Below are 20,993 nucleotides of genomic sequence, written 5' to 3'. Positions count from 1 at the left end.
GTCATCAACCATGTCACATTTGTTCATGAATACGATGATGTAAGGTACGCCAACCTGACGAGAAAGTAGAATGTGTTCACGTGTTTGTGGCATAGGACCGTCAGTTGCAGCAACTACTAGGATTGCGCCGTCCATTTGTGCAGCACCAGTGATCATGTTTTTAACATAATCCGCGTGTCCTGGACAATCTACGTGTGCGTAGTGACGAGTCGGTGTATCGTACTCAACGTGAGAAGTTGAGATTGTGATACCACGCTCACGCTCTTCTGGAGCGTTATCGATTGCTGCGAAGTCTTTTGCTTCACCACCGTATACTTTTGCAAGTACGTTAGTGATTGCTGCTGTTAGAGTTGTTTTACCGTGGTCAACGTGGCCGATTGTACCTACGTTTACGTGCGGTTTTACGCGTTCAAACTTTTCTTTTGCCATCTTAAAAAATTCCTATAAAGAAATTAAAGTCCAGCCCTTAGAGACCGGACCGAACTAAAATTACTTAACAGCGCGAGCTGCAATAATTGTCTCGGCTACACTTTTTCCCGCTTCAGCATACTTGGAAAACTCCATCGAGTATGATGCGCGGCCTTGTGTAGCAGAACGAAGATCGGTTGCATAACCAAACATTTCAGAAAGCGGAACTTGTGCATTAACTTGCTTCAAGCCACCAAATGCCTCTTCCATGCCTTCGATTATGCCACGACGACGATTTAAATCACCTACTACATCACCCATGTTACCTTCAGGAGTGATAACTTCAACCTTCATTACTGGTTCTAAAATAACGGGGCTTGCTTCAAGCGCACCATTTTTAAAACCAATAGCACCTGCGATTTTAAACGCCATTTCGTTTGAGTCTACGTCATGGAACGAGCCATCAAACAGTGTCGCTTTAACACCCAACAACGGATAACCGGCAAGGACCCCTTGACGCATCTGTTCTTGAATGCCTTTATCAACCGCGGGGATATACTCTTTTGGTACTGCACCACCAACAATGTCATTTACAAACTCGTAAATAGGCGCTTCATCATCTGAGATATCCATAGGCTCAAGCTTAAGCCGAACATGACCATATTGACCACGACCACCAGATTGACGTACAAATTTACCTTCAGCTTCTACCGATTTACGAATCGTTTCACGATATGCCACTTGAGGTTTACCAACGTTACACTCAACGCTGAATTCACGTTTCATACGATCAACAATGATATCTAAGTGAAGCTCACCCATACCAGAGATAATCGTTTGACCTGATTCTTCATCCGTTTCTACACGGAATGATGGGTCTTCTGCCGCTAGTTTACCTAACGCGATACCCATTTTGTCTTGGTCAGCCACCGTTCTTGGCTCAACTGCAACCGAAATCACCGGCTCTGGAAATTCCATACGCTCTAAAGTGATAACAGCTTCTTGTGAACATAGTGTGTCACCAGTAGTAACATCTTTAAGACCAATAGCAGCAGCGATGTCACCAGCGCGCACTTCTTTGATCTCTTCACGAGAATTTGCATGCATTTGAACAATACGACCCAAACGCTCTTTTTTGCTTTTAATCGGGTTGAACACCGCATCACCCTGTTTAACAGTCCCAGAGTAAACGCGGAAAAAAGTTAAAGTGCCTACAAATGGGTCTGTGGCAATTTTAAATGCCAATGCCGAGAACGGCGCATTATCATCTGCAGGGCGGGTAGCCTCAGAGTCATCCTCTAAGATACCTTGGATTTCTTTAACTTCTGTAGGTGAGGGCATGAATTCAATAACGGCATCAAGCACTGCTTGTACGCCTTTGTTTTTGAATGCACTACCACAGGTCATAGGCACTATTTCATTGGCCAATGTCTGTTGGCGAAGCGCAGATTTAATCTCTGCTTCGCTTAACTCGCCGTCTTCTAAATATTTATCCATTAGCTCTTCAGTCGCCTCAGCAGCACTCTCAATCATATGAGAACGCCATTCTTCGGCTAAGTCCTGAAGTTCTGCTGGGATCTCTTCGTAAGTGAACGTCATGCCCTGGTCTTCTTGAGTCCAGTTTATGGCCTTCATTTTGATGAGATCGATAACACCTTTAAATTCGTCTTCAGCACCGATTGGAAGCTGAATAGGCACAGGTGTGGCGCCCAGGCGAGATTTCACCTGTTCCACAACAGCAAGGAAGTCAGCACCAGTACGATCCATTTTATTTACGAATACCATGCGAGGTACTGCGTATTTGTTCGCCTGACGCCAAACTGTTTCTGTCTGTGGCTGTACACCTGATGAAGCACACAACACGACAACGGCACCATCAAGTACGCGCAAAGAGCGCTCTACTTCAATGGTAAAGTCGACGTGTCCTGGAGTATCAATAATATTAATACGATGGTCGTCAAACTGCGCGTCCATCCCTTTCCAGAAACACGTTGTGGCAGCAGACGTGATAGTAATACCACGCTCCTGCTCTTGCTCCATCCAGTCCATAGTTGCAGCACCATCGTGAACTTCACCGATCTTATGTGAAAGACCTGTGTAGAACAGAACACGTTCTGTCGTGGTGGTTTTCCCTGCATCTACGTGAGCACAAATACCGATGTTACGATAGCGCTCAATAGGAGTTGTACGTGCCATATTATCCTCTTAAAAGGTGTTAGCAGATTACCAACGGTAATGAGCGAATGCTTTGTTCGCTTCAGCCATACGGTGAACGTCTTCACGTTTCTTAACCGCAGTGCCTTTGTTATCAGCAGCGTCAACGATTTCTTGAGCTAAACGTAAGCCCATAGATTTTTCGCCACGCTTACGTGCAGCGTCAACTAACCAACGCATACCTAATGCGTTACGACGAACTGGACGTACTTCAACTGGTACTTGGTACGTTGAACCACCAACACGGCGAGATTTAACCTCAACCGATGGACGAACGTTTTCAAGTGCAGACTCAAAGATTTCTAGGTGCGACTTGCCTGATTTCTCAGCAGCCACGTCTAGCGCACCATATACGATTTTTTCAGCAGTAGATTTCTTGCCGTCTAACATTACTACGTTAACGAATTTAGCAAGAAGTTCTGATCCGAACTTCGGATCTGGAAGAATTTTACGTTGACCTATTACGCGTCTTCTAGGCATTTTATATCTCCGGTATCTTCAGGTTCGCGCTTTCGCGAATCCCCAAAACAAATTATTTAAAATTAAAACTTAAGTGCTTGGCCTTACTAACGGAGAACCATTAGCCCTTAGGGCGTTTTGCACCGTACTTAGAACGAGCCTGTCTACGGTCGTTTACGCCGGCACAGTCAAGTGCTCCACGTACTGTGTGGAAACGCACACCTGGTAAATCTTTAACACGACCACCACGGATTAGGATTACACTGTGCTCTTGAAGGTTGTGACCTTCACCACCGATGTATGATGTTACTTCGAAACCGTTAGTTAAACGAACACGCGCTACTTTACGTAATGCAGAGTTTGGTTTCTTAGGTGTAGTTGTATATACGCGAGTACATACACCACGCTTTTGCGGACAAGCTTTAAGCGCGGCTGAGTTACTTTTAGTAACCTTGCTACGACGTGGCTTACGCACTAGCTGGTTAATAGTTGCCATTAAATAGCTCCTGATTAGTTAAAATTACTACTGAAAAAATACAAAAAATCGACCCTTTCCCGTCATCATTTTCATGGAACGAATAAATGGGTGGCCGAATTTTAATGAGCAAAGATTAACCTGTCAATAAAAACCGTCCTAAAAGCGCTAACTTTAGCCTATTAACCTCTCATTTTGACAATTAGGCCAACAAACTCTTATAGTTTTTTATTATTGGTTAAATACCTGCTCACAAACAATTCATACCTTTACTATCGTACCAAAAAAAGTGGACTTATCTTAGTGCTTCTTATTGTTTTTTGTTGTGATTAAACTCCTAGGTAGGGCCTGCTTATCTTTGAAGTATAAATTTTGTGCAAATCAAAGGCTTTCAATACACTAAAAGAGTAATACTGCAGAATGGTTTATGTCAGTTGCGAATGACAAAGAGTTGAACTCACAGAGCAGTGCGAGTTGAAGATTTATTCGGCGCTATCGGCTAACTCACATAGAGTAACTATGCGATATCGCCGTAGTCTTGTCTAAACCGCCAACTCACTGCTGTAAAAAAAACAGCAAAGATAAACACGTCCTAATATCCATTACCTATATATAGGCGAAGATTCATACGCGCAATATTGGTATAATACATACGGGCAACACTCCCCAGCTTTTCCACTTTAACTGTAACTGTTTCACAATTATTCGGGGGGGAAATGTCATTGATAAACACTCTCGGTTTTGCAACGTAACTAGAACGCTCATAACGAACACCATATGCGATATCTGACGCGACAAGTGAGTTACCGCAATAGATGTTTGTTTTTATTCCAAAGTTCGATGAATACCAAGCAGAGCCAACCTCACCGCTTAAATGTACATCAAGGCTATCCCTCGAGCCTGTTCCGAACAAATTAAACTTAACTTCATATGCAACATCTGCGTATTTTCCACTCGTATAAAGCTCCTGCTTGACATGCATGTCTGATAGAGTGACTTGCACTTCCTCACCGTAATAGATGGTTGGTAAGGCTGATGCCTTTGACGCTATCAACAGTACACTTAAAATCATTAAATTTTTCACTAACGACTCCTTTAAAAAAGGCACCTTGGGGTGCCTTAGCGTTAAATTATCGAGGGATCTTTTCAAAAATTTGCACGTTAAATTGCAAATCAGTCACTCGTGTATAAAACTGGCGACTCAGATGACCCTCCTTATCTAGGCGTATTTTCATGTTCTGGCAATCACCTCCAGTATTTAATACCTTAACAAGTTTCGGTTTTGCCAAAGATACATAGCCATTAACTCGGTCGCCATATTCCATGCTTTCACCAATAAAAATTTGCTCACTGATACCAGGGAAACCACAAGTTGCAGACAAAGTAACGGCTAAGTTACCTGAAAACCAACGCGTGAATACTTTACCGCTTATACGGTAGGTTAGGTCTTGTCCATAATCCCCAGTCACACCCAAATCAGCTTCATAAGCTACTACCGCTTCTCTACCTGCGTATGGCACAGTGATTGGTTCAAAGTCTTCAAACCTTAATTCAAATGCTTCGCCACCTACTGATACTTGGTCCGCATAGGCCTGTGAAGCAACCAATAAGCTCGATATAACCATTAGCTTTTTCATAATACCGCCTTATATCGAGATGAACTCGGCGCGGATGTACTATTTTTTAAGTTTAGCGTACCTTTAATTTTCGCCTTATGTTCACCACTACTCGTTGTAACTTTGACTTTAACCGACTGACATGTGATGGGCGTTAATTTAACTAAAGAAATATCAAAAGCTAATGTACTATTCACACTCGTTAACTCTTCACCTGTATATTCACTGTAGTTCTGTTTATCTTTGTGTAAGAGTTGATCATCGCAATAAATAGAAGCGCTTACCTCATGTAATAACTCACTTTGCCAAATATTCTTATAAGAACCTACACACTCAGTTCCTTGCCATTGAGTACATGCTGAACTCATAGCAGCATTTAGCTCACCCTGACCGGTTACTATTAATTGTAAGTCAATCACCGCTGCGCTAATTAACCCTGATGCAGCAAGGTTTAGCTCATAGTTATTTTCCTGCTGTAACATATCTTCGTCTGTAAACTTACTACCAAGTTCAGATGCCTGGCTCACTGCGCTCAAAGCGAGCAAGCTTGTGCTCATTACAATTGCTTTCAACATTTTATAACGCTCCTTGAGTTGTATTAAATCCCTTTACCGCAACAGCAAATGAAACCTCTTCTATTGGCGTGTAAAATTGACGGCTCAATGAACCTTGTTTAAATAACTCAATTTTTAGTTGAGTACAGTTATCAACACCTTTTCGTAGCTCTGCGATAGCAAGCTTGGCAGGAATTACGTCTCGGTCTACCTTTTTACCATACGCCTTGCTCATCCCTACTGGGGTGCCGTTACAAGTTAACTTAGCCACTATGTCGAAATTAGCTGCAAACCACCTTGCTGATACCTCACCGCTAGCATCAAAGAACAAAGTAGACTTCGCGCCTTTTACATCAACTAAAGCTTGATAGCCGGTGACTACATGTCTACCCGCCCACTCGGTTGTTGTAGGTGTAAAATCAGCTATATTGAGTATTAATGCTTCCTGATCCACTGTTATTGTTTTACTCGCTTCAACAGCAAATACACAGCTTGAACAAGCTAAAATACCTGCTGCAAATAATATTTTTCCCATTTTTCATATCCTTATTGGTATATCCAAATTAGGGCATAGCGTATAAATATTCTATTTGACTATGCCCTTACATGTTTCTAGTACCCTAGAAAGGTTAGTGCTCCAATGCCTCTGAGATCATCACACTCATATCCAAGTAGCGTGGCGGCGTAGGAGAACGAGTAAAAGAAAAATCCATATTCAGTGTTGTACAGGTACCGTTAGTAACCACCGATTTAGAGATAAAGAATTTATCCCCTGAGTCAGAAGCAGAAAACGAACCACATGAAACAGTTAAATGCATATTTTTTGCAGCGCGTCCTGAAACATCAAAATACAGATTTTGACCAAAATCATTATATACAGGCACTGATAATGTATAACCCGAATATTCATTGATAATTAATGGTTCTTCACCCGGACAGGTATATCTCACCGTTTTATATTTAGCGGTAAAGTCACTTCTTTGTAATGAATAACGAGAGCCACCAATATGTATACCTGATGCTTGTAAAGCCTGAAAGGCTTGCTCTTGAGCATATGCTTGAGACATTACATCTGGGTTAGTACTATAAGTACATGGCTCCGGTGGTGGAAATATTCCATCGCGAGCTTTCGCTTGTGCATCAAAAGCACCAACAACAGCCAGAGTCAACAATATACCACTGTATAAACTTGTTAATTTCATTTTTCTTCCTTGCTTATTAAAGCTTAATTGAGCTTTATTTTTTATAAATTTTAAGTGTTTTGTTTTTAGTAATTCAGTTCTTCGGTGATCAAAACATTTAAGTTAATATAAGAAGGTGCTGAACGATTGGAATTGATGAAAGAGTAACTCACTGTCATTATGTCACAGTTTCCTCCCGTTGTTTGAGCTTTAGAGATCACCCATTTACTGCCAGTATCAGAACCACCAAATGTGGCACATGATGCAGACAATTTCATCGATTTATCAGAGCGACCGCTGATGTCAAAAAATAGCTTTTGCCCTTCATCCCCATATACTTTAAAGGTTGCTTCATAGCCCGATAATATACTGATCGTTCTTGGCTCAGACATAAAGCATGGCTCAAAAATGACACGTGTTGTGTAAACTGGAGTAAAGTTTGCTTTACTAAGTGAATAACGAGCACCACCTACATGAATTGCTCCTGGTGTCGCTACTGCCATCGCAGCAGTAATCATTTCTTTTGAAGAGACAGCGTGTTCAGATAGCATTTCGTATGGCCTACAATCTCTCCCACGGTCATAATCACAACAAGGATATCTAAACGCTACCTCTTCGGCTGATAGTGTTTCAAATAGCTCCACAGTATCAATACTTTCAACATTCGCAGCAGCACGAAAAGACAATACACTCAGCAGAGAAAGTGTCATTATTATAAGTTTTGTTTTCATAGTAATTCCCTTTTATTCAGTTAGGTTTTATTTGTTATGACAAAGTGAGGAATACAATTAGATCTACGTTCAGCTTATCTATCGTCGCGGACATATCCTCAGTAGATGCACCCGTTTTTTTGACACTTATTTTTAAACTTTTACACTTACCATTTGTTTTCTTACGGTTGTACACTGTAAAGCGTGCCGGCAATAATCGGTTTCTTCTTTCAATTATAATGTCCGCATCATAACCAATATCAACACTTGAAAACTCACCAGCGAAAGAGCCATCTTCTTCTTCATTTGTGCAATAAACACTCATGTCTACTAGCGTTGGTGCATCGCCAATTGCGCCTGTTGCTTCACCACCAATATCAAAAATAAGCTCTGGGAAGTCTTCTACAATAGCGTCATATTCATCGACCTTTATCGGAATTTCTGTTTCATAGCCGACAACATGACCATGCTCATAAACCTCAGTAAAGTCGCTTTCAGTGTAACTATATTGTTCACCACCGACATAAATGGGATCCACAGCATGGACGCCAAAAGACAATAAAAAAGCCATAGCGGTTGCTAAATTTTTCATTTTTAAAATTTCCTTTTAGGTTATTTATCACAAATAAATGTGTATTTAGGTATTGTGTTTCCGGGTAAATAGGGAACCAGCAGTTGTGCAGAGCTAGGCACTGTAATTTTTAATCCCGGCTCTACATGCATGTTATATTTTGCTTTTGCTGGGAAGCTCATTAACTTGCTAGAGCGTCGATATTCATCTAAAGAAAAATTAACTGTCTGTTCAAATTCAGTAACAAACTTATTAGTTTCTGGGCTAATAGAGGTCAAACGATAATCTATGTTAATATTGTCTGGCCCAAGATATCCTGGGCAGGTACGCAATTTAATCTCTACTGCTTGCATCTCAGGTACATATGCTTCCCCAAAGTCGATAACAAAGCCATCTTGTGTGATTTTTGGCGCGCTATACACACTATCAGCAAAGCGTGCATCGACCATTTTGATGACTAAATCAGCACCTTCCTCAATGTCAACTTGAACGTCTAATATGCCGCTACCATCAGTAACATATTTTTGGCCATTGATTTCTACTTCTGCATTTACAATTGGGCGGAAATACACGCCCACTAATTTTCCTTTCACTACACCGGACAATTTATTCACCGGATCTGATACGTCTAGGTCGACTGATTTAAACACCTCATTACCTGAACCATCGCTAAGCTTTAAATTAACCGTATAATTACCTGGAATATCAGCTATTACCGACACCTTAGTTTCAGTTTCATTGATTACTTGAGCATTTGACCCTAGAGGGCTATCCAGTGACCAATCGTAAGAAAGTATATCTCCTTCAGGGTCATTACTCTGTGCTGCGTTGAAGTTGATCTGTTCACCCACTAACGCTTTTCTAGGCGCGGGGTTTTCAAAAACAATAACAGGCGGTAAGTTTGATTTCACCACAACTGTATGCGTCAGCATATCTGAATAATATTCACCATCATTGACACGCAGCGAAACTGTATAAATGCCAAGCTCAGAGGGCGTAAACGACGCTTTACCATTACCGTCTATGGTTAACTCAACCAAGCTTGGCGCTTCAACAACTTCCCACTCAAAGGTTAATGCATCATTATTTGGATCTGTACTTTGCGTTGCATCAAGCTGAACGATGTTGCCCAAGTAAACAGCGTCAGGAGCTATTACTTTTGCAGTTGGTTTTTGGTTGTTATCAACATGAATCGTTTGTATGTTTGAAGTAATTGCAGTGATGCCATCAGACACTGTCAATGAAACGGTGTATTGACCCGCTACGTCAGGAAGCAAATTTGCTTGTGCTTGCGTGGACGAAGTAATTTCGCTAGCACTTTGCTCTGGGCGGCTAATTAACTGCCATTGATAACTGGGCTGAACACCTTCAGGGTCATAACATGATTGGCAGTTTAATGTGATTGGTGCTACTGGGGAGTAGATATCGTCGACCAATTGAGCTATTGGTGGTAGGTTGTCTGTGGTCACAGTAAAAACCTGTGATCCCTTAGAGGATGCTCCCTGTGAATCAGTTACAGTCACCGCAACTTCATACTCTCCAATCATTGACGCAGAAAAGCTAGTCTGCGCACTTGATACCGAGCTTAACTTTGCTTGCCCATTACTAGGTTGGGTAATGACTTCCCATAAAAACTGCAACCTATCAAACATATCAGGATCATAACTTTCACTTGCATCGAGTAAAGCAACTTCATTCGGCTCTAACTGCTTTTTAGCACCTTTCAAAATAACGACAGGTGATGAGTTCTCACCTAATGCATCGCTGGTAACAACGAGCTGATCTGTTGATCTATGCCCCAGAGTATTCTCGACCATCAACTCAACAACATAGCGACCTACTTTGTCAGCGACAAACTCAGTTTTAGCTTTTTTGTTTTTAAAAATAACAGCGCTACTAGTTTGTGGCTTTTCGACGAAGCGCCATTCATATTTAGTGATCACCCCCTCAGTGGAATGACTATTACTACCATCCAACGAAGCCACCCGGCCTTTTTTCACTGTAAAATCTTGACCTGCTGAAGCATGTATCGTGATTTGCTCATCTAAAGTGAATTCAAATTCTGATGAAGGGCTTGTCTCTTTACCATCGCTTACTCGCAATGACAATTTGTACTGTCCAGCATTGGTAAGCTGCAAAGTCAGCTCTTTTACACTTGTTTGCTGTAAGTCAACAGGGACTTGCTGAACACCGTGAGTTAATACCCATTCATACGTTAATACATCACCGTCTTGGTCATAGCTTTGTCCCGCACTAAATAGCGCAGGTTCCCCAACTTGAATAACCGAGCTGCCAGATGTAATCACAGCAACTGGGACATTATTTTTAGCCACATGCACAGACTGGTCTTTCGCCTCTGAGCTACTTGAACTTCCACATGCAGAAATTAATATGCACATTGGGATGGTAAACCCATTTTTCCATTTCATTTTATTATTCCTTTGGTTTAAACCGTTAGTTATATGCTGCTTGTCGAATAGCTTCATTTAACACCATAGCCTGACGGCCTAACTCTCTTGCGCGCTCAGTAAGCTGGTTTTGTTCATAAAGTAGGTCATCGCTAAAGCTCTGTGATACGGAGCCTGTTGCTACAATATCTTTATTTCGTTGCTCTATACGTTCTGAAAGTGCTTGAACCTTTTGCTCTTGTATTTGAACAGCCTGACGATACTCAACGACTTGGCCCTTTAATTGTGGAAACGATTCAATAACAAACTTGTAGTACTCGTTCATTTCGTCGCGGCCTAACTCTTTATTTACTTCTACAGTCTGTGTTTTATTCAAGTTGCGTTTAGCGTTTTGCACAATTTCAGCAACACTTTTCTTTACTCCGTCATTCTTTTTTTCTACTACTTTACCTACAAACTCAGCGTCATTTTTTTTCATACTTACCTGTGGGCTTGTTATCGTTGGCTGCTGTGCATCAGTACCAACATACATGCTAAAACCCAAATAACTAACAGCAGCAATACACGTGATTGCAATGATGATCTTTGCCTTCATAACAAATCCTAAAATTAATTAAGTGAACTGATAATTGAGGGGGAGAAAGCCCCCTCAAATTTATGCCTTAGTTACATTGACGGTTGTCAACACATACTTTGGCTTTTATTACCGCACTGCCTTGCGAGACGATAAATGAGTCTTTCTCGAATCGCTTCCAGATTTTTCCGTATTCACGAGAGTTATACGTTGTGGTCCCTTGTGCTTTAGAGCCACCAATCTTATCAAGCGTACGTAGTACAACATTTGCAAACTGACAGTAGACATTTGCAGGGCATACTTTATTCAAACCATCCCCTATGGATGCACCAACATCACTTTGACCTGGATCAGTTACTTCTGGATCCTTAACAACAAGGTCGTATGATTCCGCATAGACTGCTAAGAACATTTGCCACATATCGTTGTACATTTGAGTTTCAAATTTTTCTGCAATTTCAGCGGCTTCTGCTGGGTCGCTAGATTGAGGAACAACACTTAGCTTACATTCCATACCCATATCGTCGCGCGCTGTAGTACGAATGTGATCCCAGCTTCTTGTCTTACTCTTGAACCAACTCCAGCCTTTTGATTTACCGGTGTTTCTCCAGTAGCTGTTCATTCGATCAACTTCAATTGAACACTCACCTTCGAGCTTACCCGGGTAGGCATAATAGCTGTAAGATAAGCCTAACGTTGCAGCAAAAACAGGTTTGTTTTCTGCAGGAACGTATTTATCGTGCTGCACTTTCCACGATGTCGTCCTACCATCATAAGTCCCGCTATAATTCTGCGTTACGTTTTCTTCATAATCACCACAACGAGCATCTGTAGTAACATGAAAATCAATACCACCAGAGGCTAGTGAATCCGCCCGCGTTGCATCGAAGTTGATTGTGTCACCTACTGTTTCACGCTCAAACGGCATCGCATAATTCTTGAGATCTCCTACATACATCAGGGTATCTGCAGGATAAGACCATACATTCTTACGGAAAATTGAGTGGTCATTATCTGTTGTGATATTTGGGTTATCACGTGTAACACCTGAATTTAAGCGCACATCAAATACTTTGAGCTGCTGAACCGAATAATCACTCTTACCTGAACTTCGCAATGCATTTGATAAAATAGCAGCTTCGTTATCCCACAAATTGTAAGCAGCTGATGCTGAGCCTGCTATATACTTACCCGCAGCTGTCACTGTTTTGAGCTCAAGATCATAAGCATTTTTTACAATCACAAGTTGTGCATTAAAAATTCGCTCATACATCTCCATTTGTCTATCTAAACGATTAAGCTTGTCTTCAACCGCCTTATATTGACCTTTAACTTGAAAGTACTCATCACGCGCATCAGCTTTGCGTTGATCCGCTGCTGCAATCTTGGCGTTTGCGTCTTCCAATAACGGGGTGTACGTTTCATAAACGCCTCTCATACACTCCATGGCTTTGGCAAAATCACCATTGGCATTAAGCATACAGCGGTTATTTTCATCACTTTGTTTTAAGCGCAGAGACTCTAACTCTTTTCTGAAAAGCTCGGTCTCATAAATGATGTCTTCCCACTCCAGGTACAGAGCGTGATATCTGTCGATTACACCTTGATTTGCCATTGCTAAATCATCAATTTCTTTTGATTTATTTGCAATTTCAAACATGACTTTATTATTTTTCAAAGGCAGTGCAAACGTGTATTGGAAGTAGTTACTAATAAATTGATCATTATCTGCAGCTTGCTGACGTGCAGCCGCAGTTAATGGCACGTCGGTCATTTGATTTTTCATACCAACATAATTTGCACAGCTAAGGCCACCAAGATGAAAGTATGTACCTAGGATCTCCTTTTTATTAGCAGGGCCTACGTGGAGTAATTTAGGGTTTTGATGATCTAGGACTACATCACCGATACCTGAGGGTACATGAACCCCTATTTGATTTAACGGGTTACCAGATGTGTTATCGGGTAATGCCTGAACCGCGGCGCTGTGCACCAATGCGGCTGCAACAGAAGTTGCAATGAGTTTTCCGTACATAGTTTTATTTCCTTTATTACGGTGTGGATAAATCCTTTGATTCGAGCCGAATACTAAATATGCATTTTAAGCTAAAGCTTCGTACTAAGTTTTCTTACTGCATTTCCTAAAATTGTGCGATCTCGGCCGACATACTTGTTTGCAAGCCACGCAGTTTGTGAATTCAAATAGTTGTATAACTGTGAGATGTTTGCTTCATTTACAGTCAGTGATGATGACAATGAGCTACGCAAATTTGCTAACTGAGCTGTACACACACTGGAATAAGAACCCGTGCCACAGTTGCTTTCAAGATAAGATTTCGTTGACCTTAAATCCGCCAGCGCTTGTGTTACCTCACCCGCTAGAATTTCATCTTCAATATCATATTGCATGAAATCAAGCGTGCTAACAGTATTATTAATAGCGGCAAGCAAACTAGTATGACCTGTTGAAGGAACTGCTTGAGTTAACATGTATTCTAAATGAGAATTAAAGTTCACTAACTGGGTGGCAACAAGATTAAAGTAACGAGGCTCAGGATAAGATACGAGCTGTTGCACCTCTAACTTACATCCAGGCTTTATTGCTTGAAAGCCTGTAGCGCCAGATAGCTCTTCAAAGTTCAGTATTGTACTACGGTTGCCATGCGTCAACTCCACCGAATTGGGTTCATTGGTTCTTGAACCTGCGATACGATTTGATACAGATGAACCATCTTGGTTTGATAACGTGTAACGCACTGATAATGGACGTATTGATTGACATGCAAAAGTATAATTGAGCATCGTTTTATACAAACCATTCTCAATTAAGCTGCCACTAGCATAAGTATTACTTTTTTGTGCATACACATTCATGCCGGTGAACTGGCAAGGTGGTATAAAACGCTCACCTGTCGTAGTCATGCGCGAACGACATTGCTGTTCAGCGTCAAATACTTCTACCGGAAAAGCGTACGCCGATGCCGCACTTGCCAAAGACAAGGTTGCTAATAATAAAGTTTTCATTGTTTATATCCTTTAATCGAACTTATATTTGCTCTAAAGTTGCAGTTAATACCTGACGGCTAATAATTCCTTGCTCATCGGTGATTTTAACTACCATATTGACTTGTTGGTTGTTCTCAGAGCACGCATTAAACGCCGATTGCCTGATCCTCAACTGTAGGTTGTTGAGTGGTGAGTTCATCCCTACCCCAGTTGGTAGTAGAGAATCTGTCAGAGTTCCCAACCCATCAATGGATGGGAAGATTTCTGACAAAGTGGATGACATCCTAGGTGTCCAGAACATGCCATTATAGTCAAAGTATTCCACTTCAATGAGTAAATTGTCCCTACTTGTTGTAGGGTCAAATAATTCCCAGTTGATAGTAAGAATTCGGTCTTCTTGAAACTGCTCCACATTCGAGATGATAATACTTTGAAGCGCTAAGCTTTCTAGCCTTAAAACCAGCTCCTCTAATTGGATCATCAAAGATTCTGGGTAGTCCAATTCAAACATCTGCTCAAGAATTAAATTTGCTTCTTTTGCTAAAGCAAAACTTTCAGACTGTATTTGAGCCAGCTCTGGGCTTATTTTTCTGAACTCTTTACACAGTAAAATGGGTTCTTGTTCAAGAGCAGCTAGAGCCGAAAAGCCAGTGTTATTAGTAACATCCGCTTGTTGAGTTAAATCTTCAAGTGCGCGTTTTCCTATTGAACTATCTGATAAATAAGCAATATTGATAGCTGTTGCCAGACGTTCCAAGTTAGCCTCGTCGCGCTGCTGTTTAAAATCAGACATTTTACTGCTTACAAAACCCGCAAAACTAGGTATGCGCAATTGATGCGGCGGAATCAACTGGTAGTTGCCATCATAGACATATGTTAATGCTGACGCTTCATTAGCCAGCAAAGTAAGTGCTTGCTCAAAATATGACAGTCGATGATCAAAGTTCGGATAAAACGGCACACCAACGGGCGCTTCTATTTGATTGAAACATACTCCTGTGTCGCATTGAGTGAATGATACGTCAACATAGCTATTCAATCTTTGAGATTTATTAATGGCGGTAGCTTGTAGATCAAGCGGCAACTGCGCGATCTGTGATGCATACTTATTCATGCGGCGATTAAGATGCCGCACGCGGCTCTTTGAAATAGTCTCTAAGTTATACTTTTTCAGCCTATCCCAAATGCTAATCTGTGCCGAAAAGTTACTATTTAGTTCTGTTTTCAGGCTCAGCTTTTGTGACTCAGAAAAATAGGGAAATCGCTCAATCTTAGTGTACATGTCTGCCACTGTTTCATTGAGTTGCGCTTCTAGTTCGAGGCCAAGAGAATAGCGTCGATAAACGCCAGCGTATCGTAGAGCTCTAGATTCTCTATCAAGTTGTCCTAGCAAGTCTAAACGAAAGTTTTGACGACGAAGCTCATCACTAGCAGGCGTAAAGCCAAACTCTCCAGGTGAAACCATGAACTCTTGGTACAGCTCGCTGTAAAGTTCACCTTGGTAAACATTAAGCGCGGTGTTGACGGGCCGATATGATATCAAATCACTGGCGTGAAACCAGACTTCAGCACCTTCTACTTGCATGCCTTTGGCTGAAGTTCGCAGAGTTTCGATTAATTCACACGGAAGAAATAACTCCTTAAAGCAACTAGGAATACTAGTTGGAGAAGCTGTCTCACAAACATCTGTGCAACTTTGTACACTGTATTCCGAGTAACAAATTTGTGGTTGAAAGTGCCTTACTTGAAACTTTGCAGAGCAACTCGCATTGGACGCAAACGCCGAGTTTACATTTAATGCGTTTATAAGTAAAAAAGCAGCACAAAGCCCTGCATGCTTATGTGTAATAGCATGTGTCATTTAAAATTCCTTTTATATCATATATTGTAGTTGCTTGTACTTCCATAACACCAAGCAAGATACCTAAACTCAGTTCCCATATTAGCTATTAATGTTAACCACATCAATAAATATTTAATTAAAATATTCATAGTTAACAGAAGATAAATATAATTCATTTTTTCAATAACTTAGCTCTAAAACATCCATGCTATTTGACTTACCCTGCAGATTTCTTAGATATTTAAAAAAAAGAAATCATGTAAATAAATCATTAAGTATGTATATAAGCACTCATGTCAGATTAAATTTACTTGGATAAGGGTTCAGAAAGAAAAAATACTTTGCAACTAACCTAAGCTCAAGATAACCGAAATGCTATGGCACCGCTCTTTTTGGCTTTCTGCGTTGAATCTACCAACTCTTACGTACTCGATCTCGCCTTGAGCTGCCCCAAAATTGTGGACTGTAAGGTTAATTTTGGGATGCAGTTACGCTACTTGAGTAATTTCTAACACAGCCAATGGGCCATTTAGCTCGCTAGAATAATCAATGTTTTAGTATTACTTAGGTATTAAATGGCACTGATTTGGTATGTTTGAATAAATACTTAAAAAAGTGGGGTTGTTTAATGATAGGCACAGCAACTGTGATTGCCTAGCAAAAAGCCGCCTATTTGGCGGCTTTTTATTCGGTTTATTTACTTATGAAAAGTTACTTGTTTCCACCTAGTAAATCTGCATTAAGCGCATCGGTCAATGCTTGAGTTGCCTCTTCAGCACTGACAGTTTGCTCTTCTACTGGTAAGTCTGCTTGTTTACGACGGGCCATGCGCTCTTGGTGATACGCAAAACCTGTACCAGCTGGAATCAAACGACCTACGATTACGTTTTCTTTCAGACCACGTAACTCATCACTCTTACCATTTACAGCTGCTTCCGTAAGAACACGTGTTGTTTCTTGGAAAGATGCTGCTGATATGAATGATTCAGTAGCAAGTGATGCTTTAGTGATACCCATTAGCTGAATTTCAAACTTCGCAGGGATCTTACCTTGTAATTCAAGGTCACGGTTAGAGATATTAACGCGTGCTACTTCAACTTGCTCGCCTGCTAAGAACTCAGTGTCACCACCATCTAAAATGATACACTTACGTAGCATTTGACGAATGATAGTTTCAATGTGCTTATCGTTAATCTTTACACCCTGTAGACGATATACTTCTTGTACTTCGTTTACGATGTAGTTAGATACGTCAGTTACACCACGTAGACGCAGAATGTCATGCGGAGACTCAGGACCATCGGCGATAACTTCACCTTTAGATACCTGCTCACCCTCAAACACGTTAAGCTGACGCCATTTAGGGATCATCTCTTCGTATGCATCACCCTGTTCAGGTGTGATAACCAAACGTTTCTTACCTTTGGTCTCTTTACCGAAGCTAATAGTACCTGTGATTTCAGCAAGAATGGCTGGATCTTTTGGTTTACGAGCTTCAAATAAGTCCGCTACGCGCGGTAGACCACCGGTGATATCACGAGTCTTCGAGCCTTCTTGAGGAATACGCGCAAGAACCCTACCAGGTGCTGCTTTTGTACCGTCAGATACTTCGATTGTCGTGAACGATGGTAAGCGAATCTCTTGCAAGCCACGCTCTTCGTTTTCAACGATTAGCTTAGGCTCTTTAGCATTCACTTTAGATAGGTCTTTAACAACCACACGGGTTAGACCTGTTAACTCATCCGTTTGTGCTTCAGTGTTGCTGTCATCAATGTCTGAGAAGCTAACTTTTGAATCATGTTCAATGATAATTGGGTGACTATGCGGGTCCCAAGTAGCAACAATATCATTACCTTTAACGTCAGCACCGTCTTGAACTGTTAATACTGCACCATATGGTACTTTATAACGTTCTTTCTCACGACCATGCTCATCAATGATAGTAATTTCCGTTGAACGAGAAGTGATAACAATCTTGCCGTCAGTGTTCAATACGTATTTCGCATTGTGCAGTTTCAGGTTACCGTTTGTTTTCACCTGCACGCTGTTTTCAGCTGATGCTCTTGATGCCGCACCACCGATGTGGAAGGTACGCATCGTAAGCTGTGTGCCCGGCTCACCGATTGATTGAGCAGCGATAACACCAACTGATTCACCCGCATTGATAATGTGTCCACGTGCAAGGTCACGACCATAACACTTAGCACAAACACCAAAATCGTTATCACAGGTGATTACAGAACGTACGCGTACTTCGTCTACTGAGTGCTCTTCTAACAAGTCACACAATTTCTCGTCAAGCATGATATTACGCTCAACAAGTACGTCATTAGTACCAGGTTTAACAACATCCTCAGCAACTACACGACCTAATACACGCTCGCGTAGTGGTTCTACAACGTCACCACCTTCAATAAGCGGTTTCATTGTTAGACCATCTAATGTGCCACAATCGTCATCATTGATAACTAAATCTTGCGCCACATCTACGAGACGACGAGTTAAGTAACCCGAGTTCGCAGTCTTAAGTGCTGTATCGGCAAGACCTTTACGCGCACCGTGAGTTGAGATGAAGTACTGAAGTACGTTTAGACCTTCACGGAAGTTCGCTGTGATTGGCGTCTCGATGATTGAACCATCTGGACGTGCCATTAGACCACGCATACCAGCCAACTGACGGATCTGAGCGGCACTACCACGAGCACCGGAGTCTGCCATCATAAACACAGAGTTAAATGACGGTTGCTCTTCTTCTTCACCTTGGGCGTTAACAACGGTGTCTTTTGACAAGTTCGCCATCATCTCGCGTGATAAATTTTCATTAACACGTGACCAGATATCAATAACTTTGTTGTATTTCTCACCCGCAGTTACAAGACCAGACTGGAATTGTTGGTTGATTTCATTGACTTCTGCTTCTGCATTTTCAATGATTTCAGCTTTAACTGGTGGGATAACTAAGTCATCTATACCAATTGAAACACCTGACTTCATCGCATAATGGAAACCGGTGTACATCACTTGGTCAGCAAATACTACTGTATCTTTTAGGCCTAAGCGACGGTAACACTCGTTAAGAAGACCAGAAATTTGCTTTTTACCTAATGCTTTGTTGATTAGCTCAAACGGTAAGCCAACAGGTAAAACAAGTGACAATATTGCACGACCAACTGTAGTATCAATGATCTCAGTCACTTCTGAACGTTCTTTGGTTTCTTCATCAATACGTATTTCAGTAATACGTACTTTTACACGTGCGTGAAGTTCAGCAGCACCTGTACGATATGCTTTTTCAGCTTCTTTCGGATCTTTAAATACAATGCCTTCGCCTTTACCGTTAATACGGTCACGCGTCATGTAATAAAGACCTAATACAACGTCCTGTGAAGGTACGATGATTGGTTCACCGTTCGCTGGAGATAAGATGTTGTTAGTCGACATCATCAGCGCACGGGCTTCAAGCTGTGCTTCAATCGTTAACGGTACGTGTACCGCCATTTGGTCACCATCGAAGTCGGCGTTATAAGCCGCACATACCAATGGATGTAGATGAATCGCTTTACCTTCGATTAGTACCGGCTCAAATGCCTGGATACCTAGACGGTGAAGTGTGGGTGCGCGGTTAAGTAAAACCGGGTGCTCACGAATAACTTCATCTAGAACGTCCCAAACCTCTGGTACTTCACGCTCAACCATTTTCTTAGCAGCTTTGATAGTCGTAGCCATACCGCGACGCTCAAGTTTACCGTAGATAAATGGTTTGAATAGCTCAAGTGCCATCTTTTTAGGAAGACCACACTGGTGCAGTTTAAGCGTAGGACCAACCGTGATTACAGAACGACCAGAGTAGTCAACACGCTTACCTAGTAAGTTTTGACGGAAACGACCTTGCTTACCTTTGATCATATCAGCAAGCGACTTAAGTGGGCGCTTGTTAGAACCAGTAATTGCACGACCACGACGACCATTATCAAGTAGCGCATCAACCGCTTCTTGTAACATACGCTTTTCGTTACGTACGATAATATCTGGTGCGGCTAAGTCTAAAAGGCGCTTCAAACGGTTATTACGGTTAATAACTCGACGATATAAATCGTTCAAATCTGATGTTGCAAAACGGCCGCCATCTAGAGGTACTAGTGGACGTAAGTCTGGCGGAAGAACCGGAAGCACACTCATGATCATCCACTCAGGGTTATTACCTGATTGGTGGAATGATTCCATAAGCTTAAGGCGCTTAGTGATCTTCTTGCGCTTAGTTTCAGAGTTAATGGTTGGTAACTCTTCACGCATTTCAGCAATTAATTGACCAAGGTCTAATTCACGTAGCAAATCAAGTACAGCTTCTGCACCCATCTTCGCTTCGAATTCATCACCGTGCTCTTCTAATGAGTCTAGGTATTCTTCTTCACCTAATAGCTGACCACGCTCAAGCGTTGTCATACCAGGTTCAGTTACCACAAATGATTCAAAGTAAAGTACACGTTCAATATCACGCAACGTCATATCAAGCATTAAGCCGATACGAGATGGCAATGACTTCAAGAACCAGATATGAGCCACTGGGCTTGCTAGTTCAATGTGACCCATACGGTCACGGCGCACTTTAGTTAGCGTTACTTCAACGCCACATTTTTCACAGATCACACCACGGTGTTTTAAGCGCTTATATTTACCACATAAACACTCATAATCTTTCACTGGGCCAAAAATACGGGCACAGAATAAGCCGTCACGCTCAGGCTTGAAAGTACGGTAGTTGATTGTCTCAGGTTTCTTTACCTCACCGTAAGACCATGAACGCACCATGTCTGGTGAAGCAAGACCAATGCGAATTGCATCAAATTCTTCGGTCTTATTTTGTTGCTTCAGAAACTTAAGTAAGTCTTTCACCTTAGCTCTCCTGTCGGAGGTTAATCTTGAGGGCAAACAAAGCTTGCCCCTACATTCTTTCAGTCCGGCTACCCACTGGGA

At 41.6% G+C, this 20,993-nt stretch carries 17 protein-coding genes; all 17 read right to left on the bottom strand.

Translation table 11 applies throughout. The features are described 5' to 3' along the window. Positions 1-429: GTP-binding protein (locus tag SANK73390_RS04115; RefSeq protein WP_462763874.1), on the bottom strand; the 429-nt coding region annotated here is incomplete at its 3' end. Between the two features lie 60 nt (positions 430-489). Beyond that, complete coding sequence (fusA, locus tag SANK73390_RS04110; protein ID WP_462763871.1) at positions 490-2,604, bottom strand: elongation factor G; 2,115 nt, start codon at positions 2,602-2,604, stop codon at positions 490-492. Between the two features lie 27 nt (positions 2,605-2,631). After that, positions 2,632-3,102, bottom strand: coding sequence for a 30S ribosomal protein S7 (gene rpsG, locus SANK73390_RS04105; RefSeq protein WP_261595420.1), 471 nt, complete (start codon positions 3,100-3,102; stop codon positions 2,632-2,634). Positions 3,103-3,202: 100 nt separating this feature from the next. After that, the gene (gene rpsL, locus SANK73390_RS04100; RefSeq protein WP_010367657.1) at positions 3,203-3,577 is read right to left on the bottom strand and encodes a 30S ribosomal protein S12; all 375 of its coding nucleotides are present in this window, start codon (positions 3,575-3,577) and stop codon (positions 3,203-3,205) included. A gap of 571 nt (positions 3,578-4,148) precedes the next feature. Then, positions 4,149-4,640, bottom strand: coding sequence for a hypothetical protein (locus tag SANK73390_RS04095; protein WP_462763868.1), 492 nt, complete (start codon positions 4,638-4,640; stop codon positions 4,149-4,151). A gap of 46 nt (positions 4,641-4,686) precedes the next feature. Further along, positions 4,687-5,193 carry a hypothetical protein gene (locus SANK73390_RS04090; RefSeq protein ID WP_462763866.1) on the bottom strand — a complete coding sequence of 169 codons (507 nt, stop codon included), beginning with the start codon at positions 5,191-5,193 and terminating at the stop codon, positions 4,687-4,689. Beyond that, positions 5,190-5,747: a hypothetical protein gene (locus tag SANK73390_RS04085; protein ID WP_462763864.1), complete on the bottom strand. Its 558-nt coding sequence runs from the start codon at positions 5,745-5,747 to the stop codon at positions 5,190-5,192. Before SANK73390_RS04085 ends, SANK73390_RS04090 begins: the two co-directional genes overlap by 4 nt. Position 5,748: 1 nt before the next feature. Beyond that, positions 5,749-6,261, bottom strand: a complete 513-nt coding sequence (locus SANK73390_RS04080; RefSeq protein WP_462763862.1) for a hypothetical protein — start codon at positions 6,259-6,261, stop codon at positions 5,749-5,751. A 94-nt stretch (positions 6,262-6,355) separates the two neighbouring features. Continuing rightward, positions 6,356-6,928: a hypothetical protein gene (locus SANK73390_RS04075; RefSeq protein ID WP_462763861.1), complete on the bottom strand. Its 573-nt coding sequence runs from the start codon at positions 6,926-6,928 to the stop codon at positions 6,356-6,358. A gap of 65 nt (positions 6,929-6,993) precedes the next feature. Further along, a complete protein-coding gene (locus SANK73390_RS04070) occupies positions 6,994-7,638 on the bottom strand; it encodes a hypothetical protein (protein ID WP_462763859.1) in 645 nt (214 codons plus the stop codon). A gap of 34 nt (positions 7,639-7,672) precedes the next feature. After that, positions 7,673-8,209: a hypothetical protein gene (locus SANK73390_RS04065; protein WP_462763857.1), complete on the bottom strand. Its 537-nt coding sequence runs from the start codon at positions 8,207-8,209 to the stop codon at positions 7,673-7,675. Between the two features lie 20 nt (positions 8,210-8,229). Beyond that, positions 8,230-10,617, bottom strand: coding sequence for a PKD domain-containing protein (locus tag SANK73390_RS04060; protein WP_462763855.1), 2,388 nt, complete (start codon positions 10,615-10,617; stop codon positions 8,230-8,232). Between the two features lie 25 nt (positions 10,618-10,642). After that, the gene (locus SANK73390_RS04055) at positions 10,643-11,191 is read right to left on the bottom strand and encodes a hypothetical protein (protein ID WP_462763853.1); all 549 of its coding nucleotides are present in this window, start codon (positions 11,189-11,191) and stop codon (positions 10,643-10,645) included. 67 nt (positions 11,192-11,258) lie between these two features. Further along, positions 11,259-13,205 (bottom strand): hypothetical protein, encoded by a 1,947-nt coding sequence (locus SANK73390_RS04050; RefSeq protein WP_462763852.1) that lies wholly within the window; start codon positions 13,203-13,205, stop codon positions 11,259-11,261. A gap of 71 nt (positions 13,206-13,276) precedes the next feature. Further along, a complete protein-coding gene (locus SANK73390_RS04045) occupies positions 13,277-14,194 on the bottom strand; it encodes a hypothetical protein (RefSeq protein WP_462763850.1) in 918 nt (305 codons plus the stop codon). A gap of 22 nt (positions 14,195-14,216) precedes the next feature. Next, positions 14,217-16,037, bottom strand: coding sequence for a hypothetical protein (locus tag SANK73390_RS04040; protein ID WP_462763848.1), 1,821 nt, complete (start codon positions 16,035-16,037; stop codon positions 14,217-14,219). Positions 16,038-16,730: 693 nt separating this feature from the next. Beyond that, entirely contained in the window at positions 16,731-20,912 is a 4,182-nt protein-coding gene (gene rpoC, locus SANK73390_RS04035; protein WP_261595421.1) for a DNA-directed RNA polymerase subunit beta', read from the bottom strand. Positions 20,913-20,993 lie beyond the last annotated feature (81 nt).

The sequence above is a fragment of the Pseudoalteromonas sp. SANK 73390 genome (assembly GCF_054966645.1).
The sequence above is the reverse complement of the archived record's forward strand: the minus strand, read 5'-3'. Positions and strand labels throughout refer to the sequence as shown.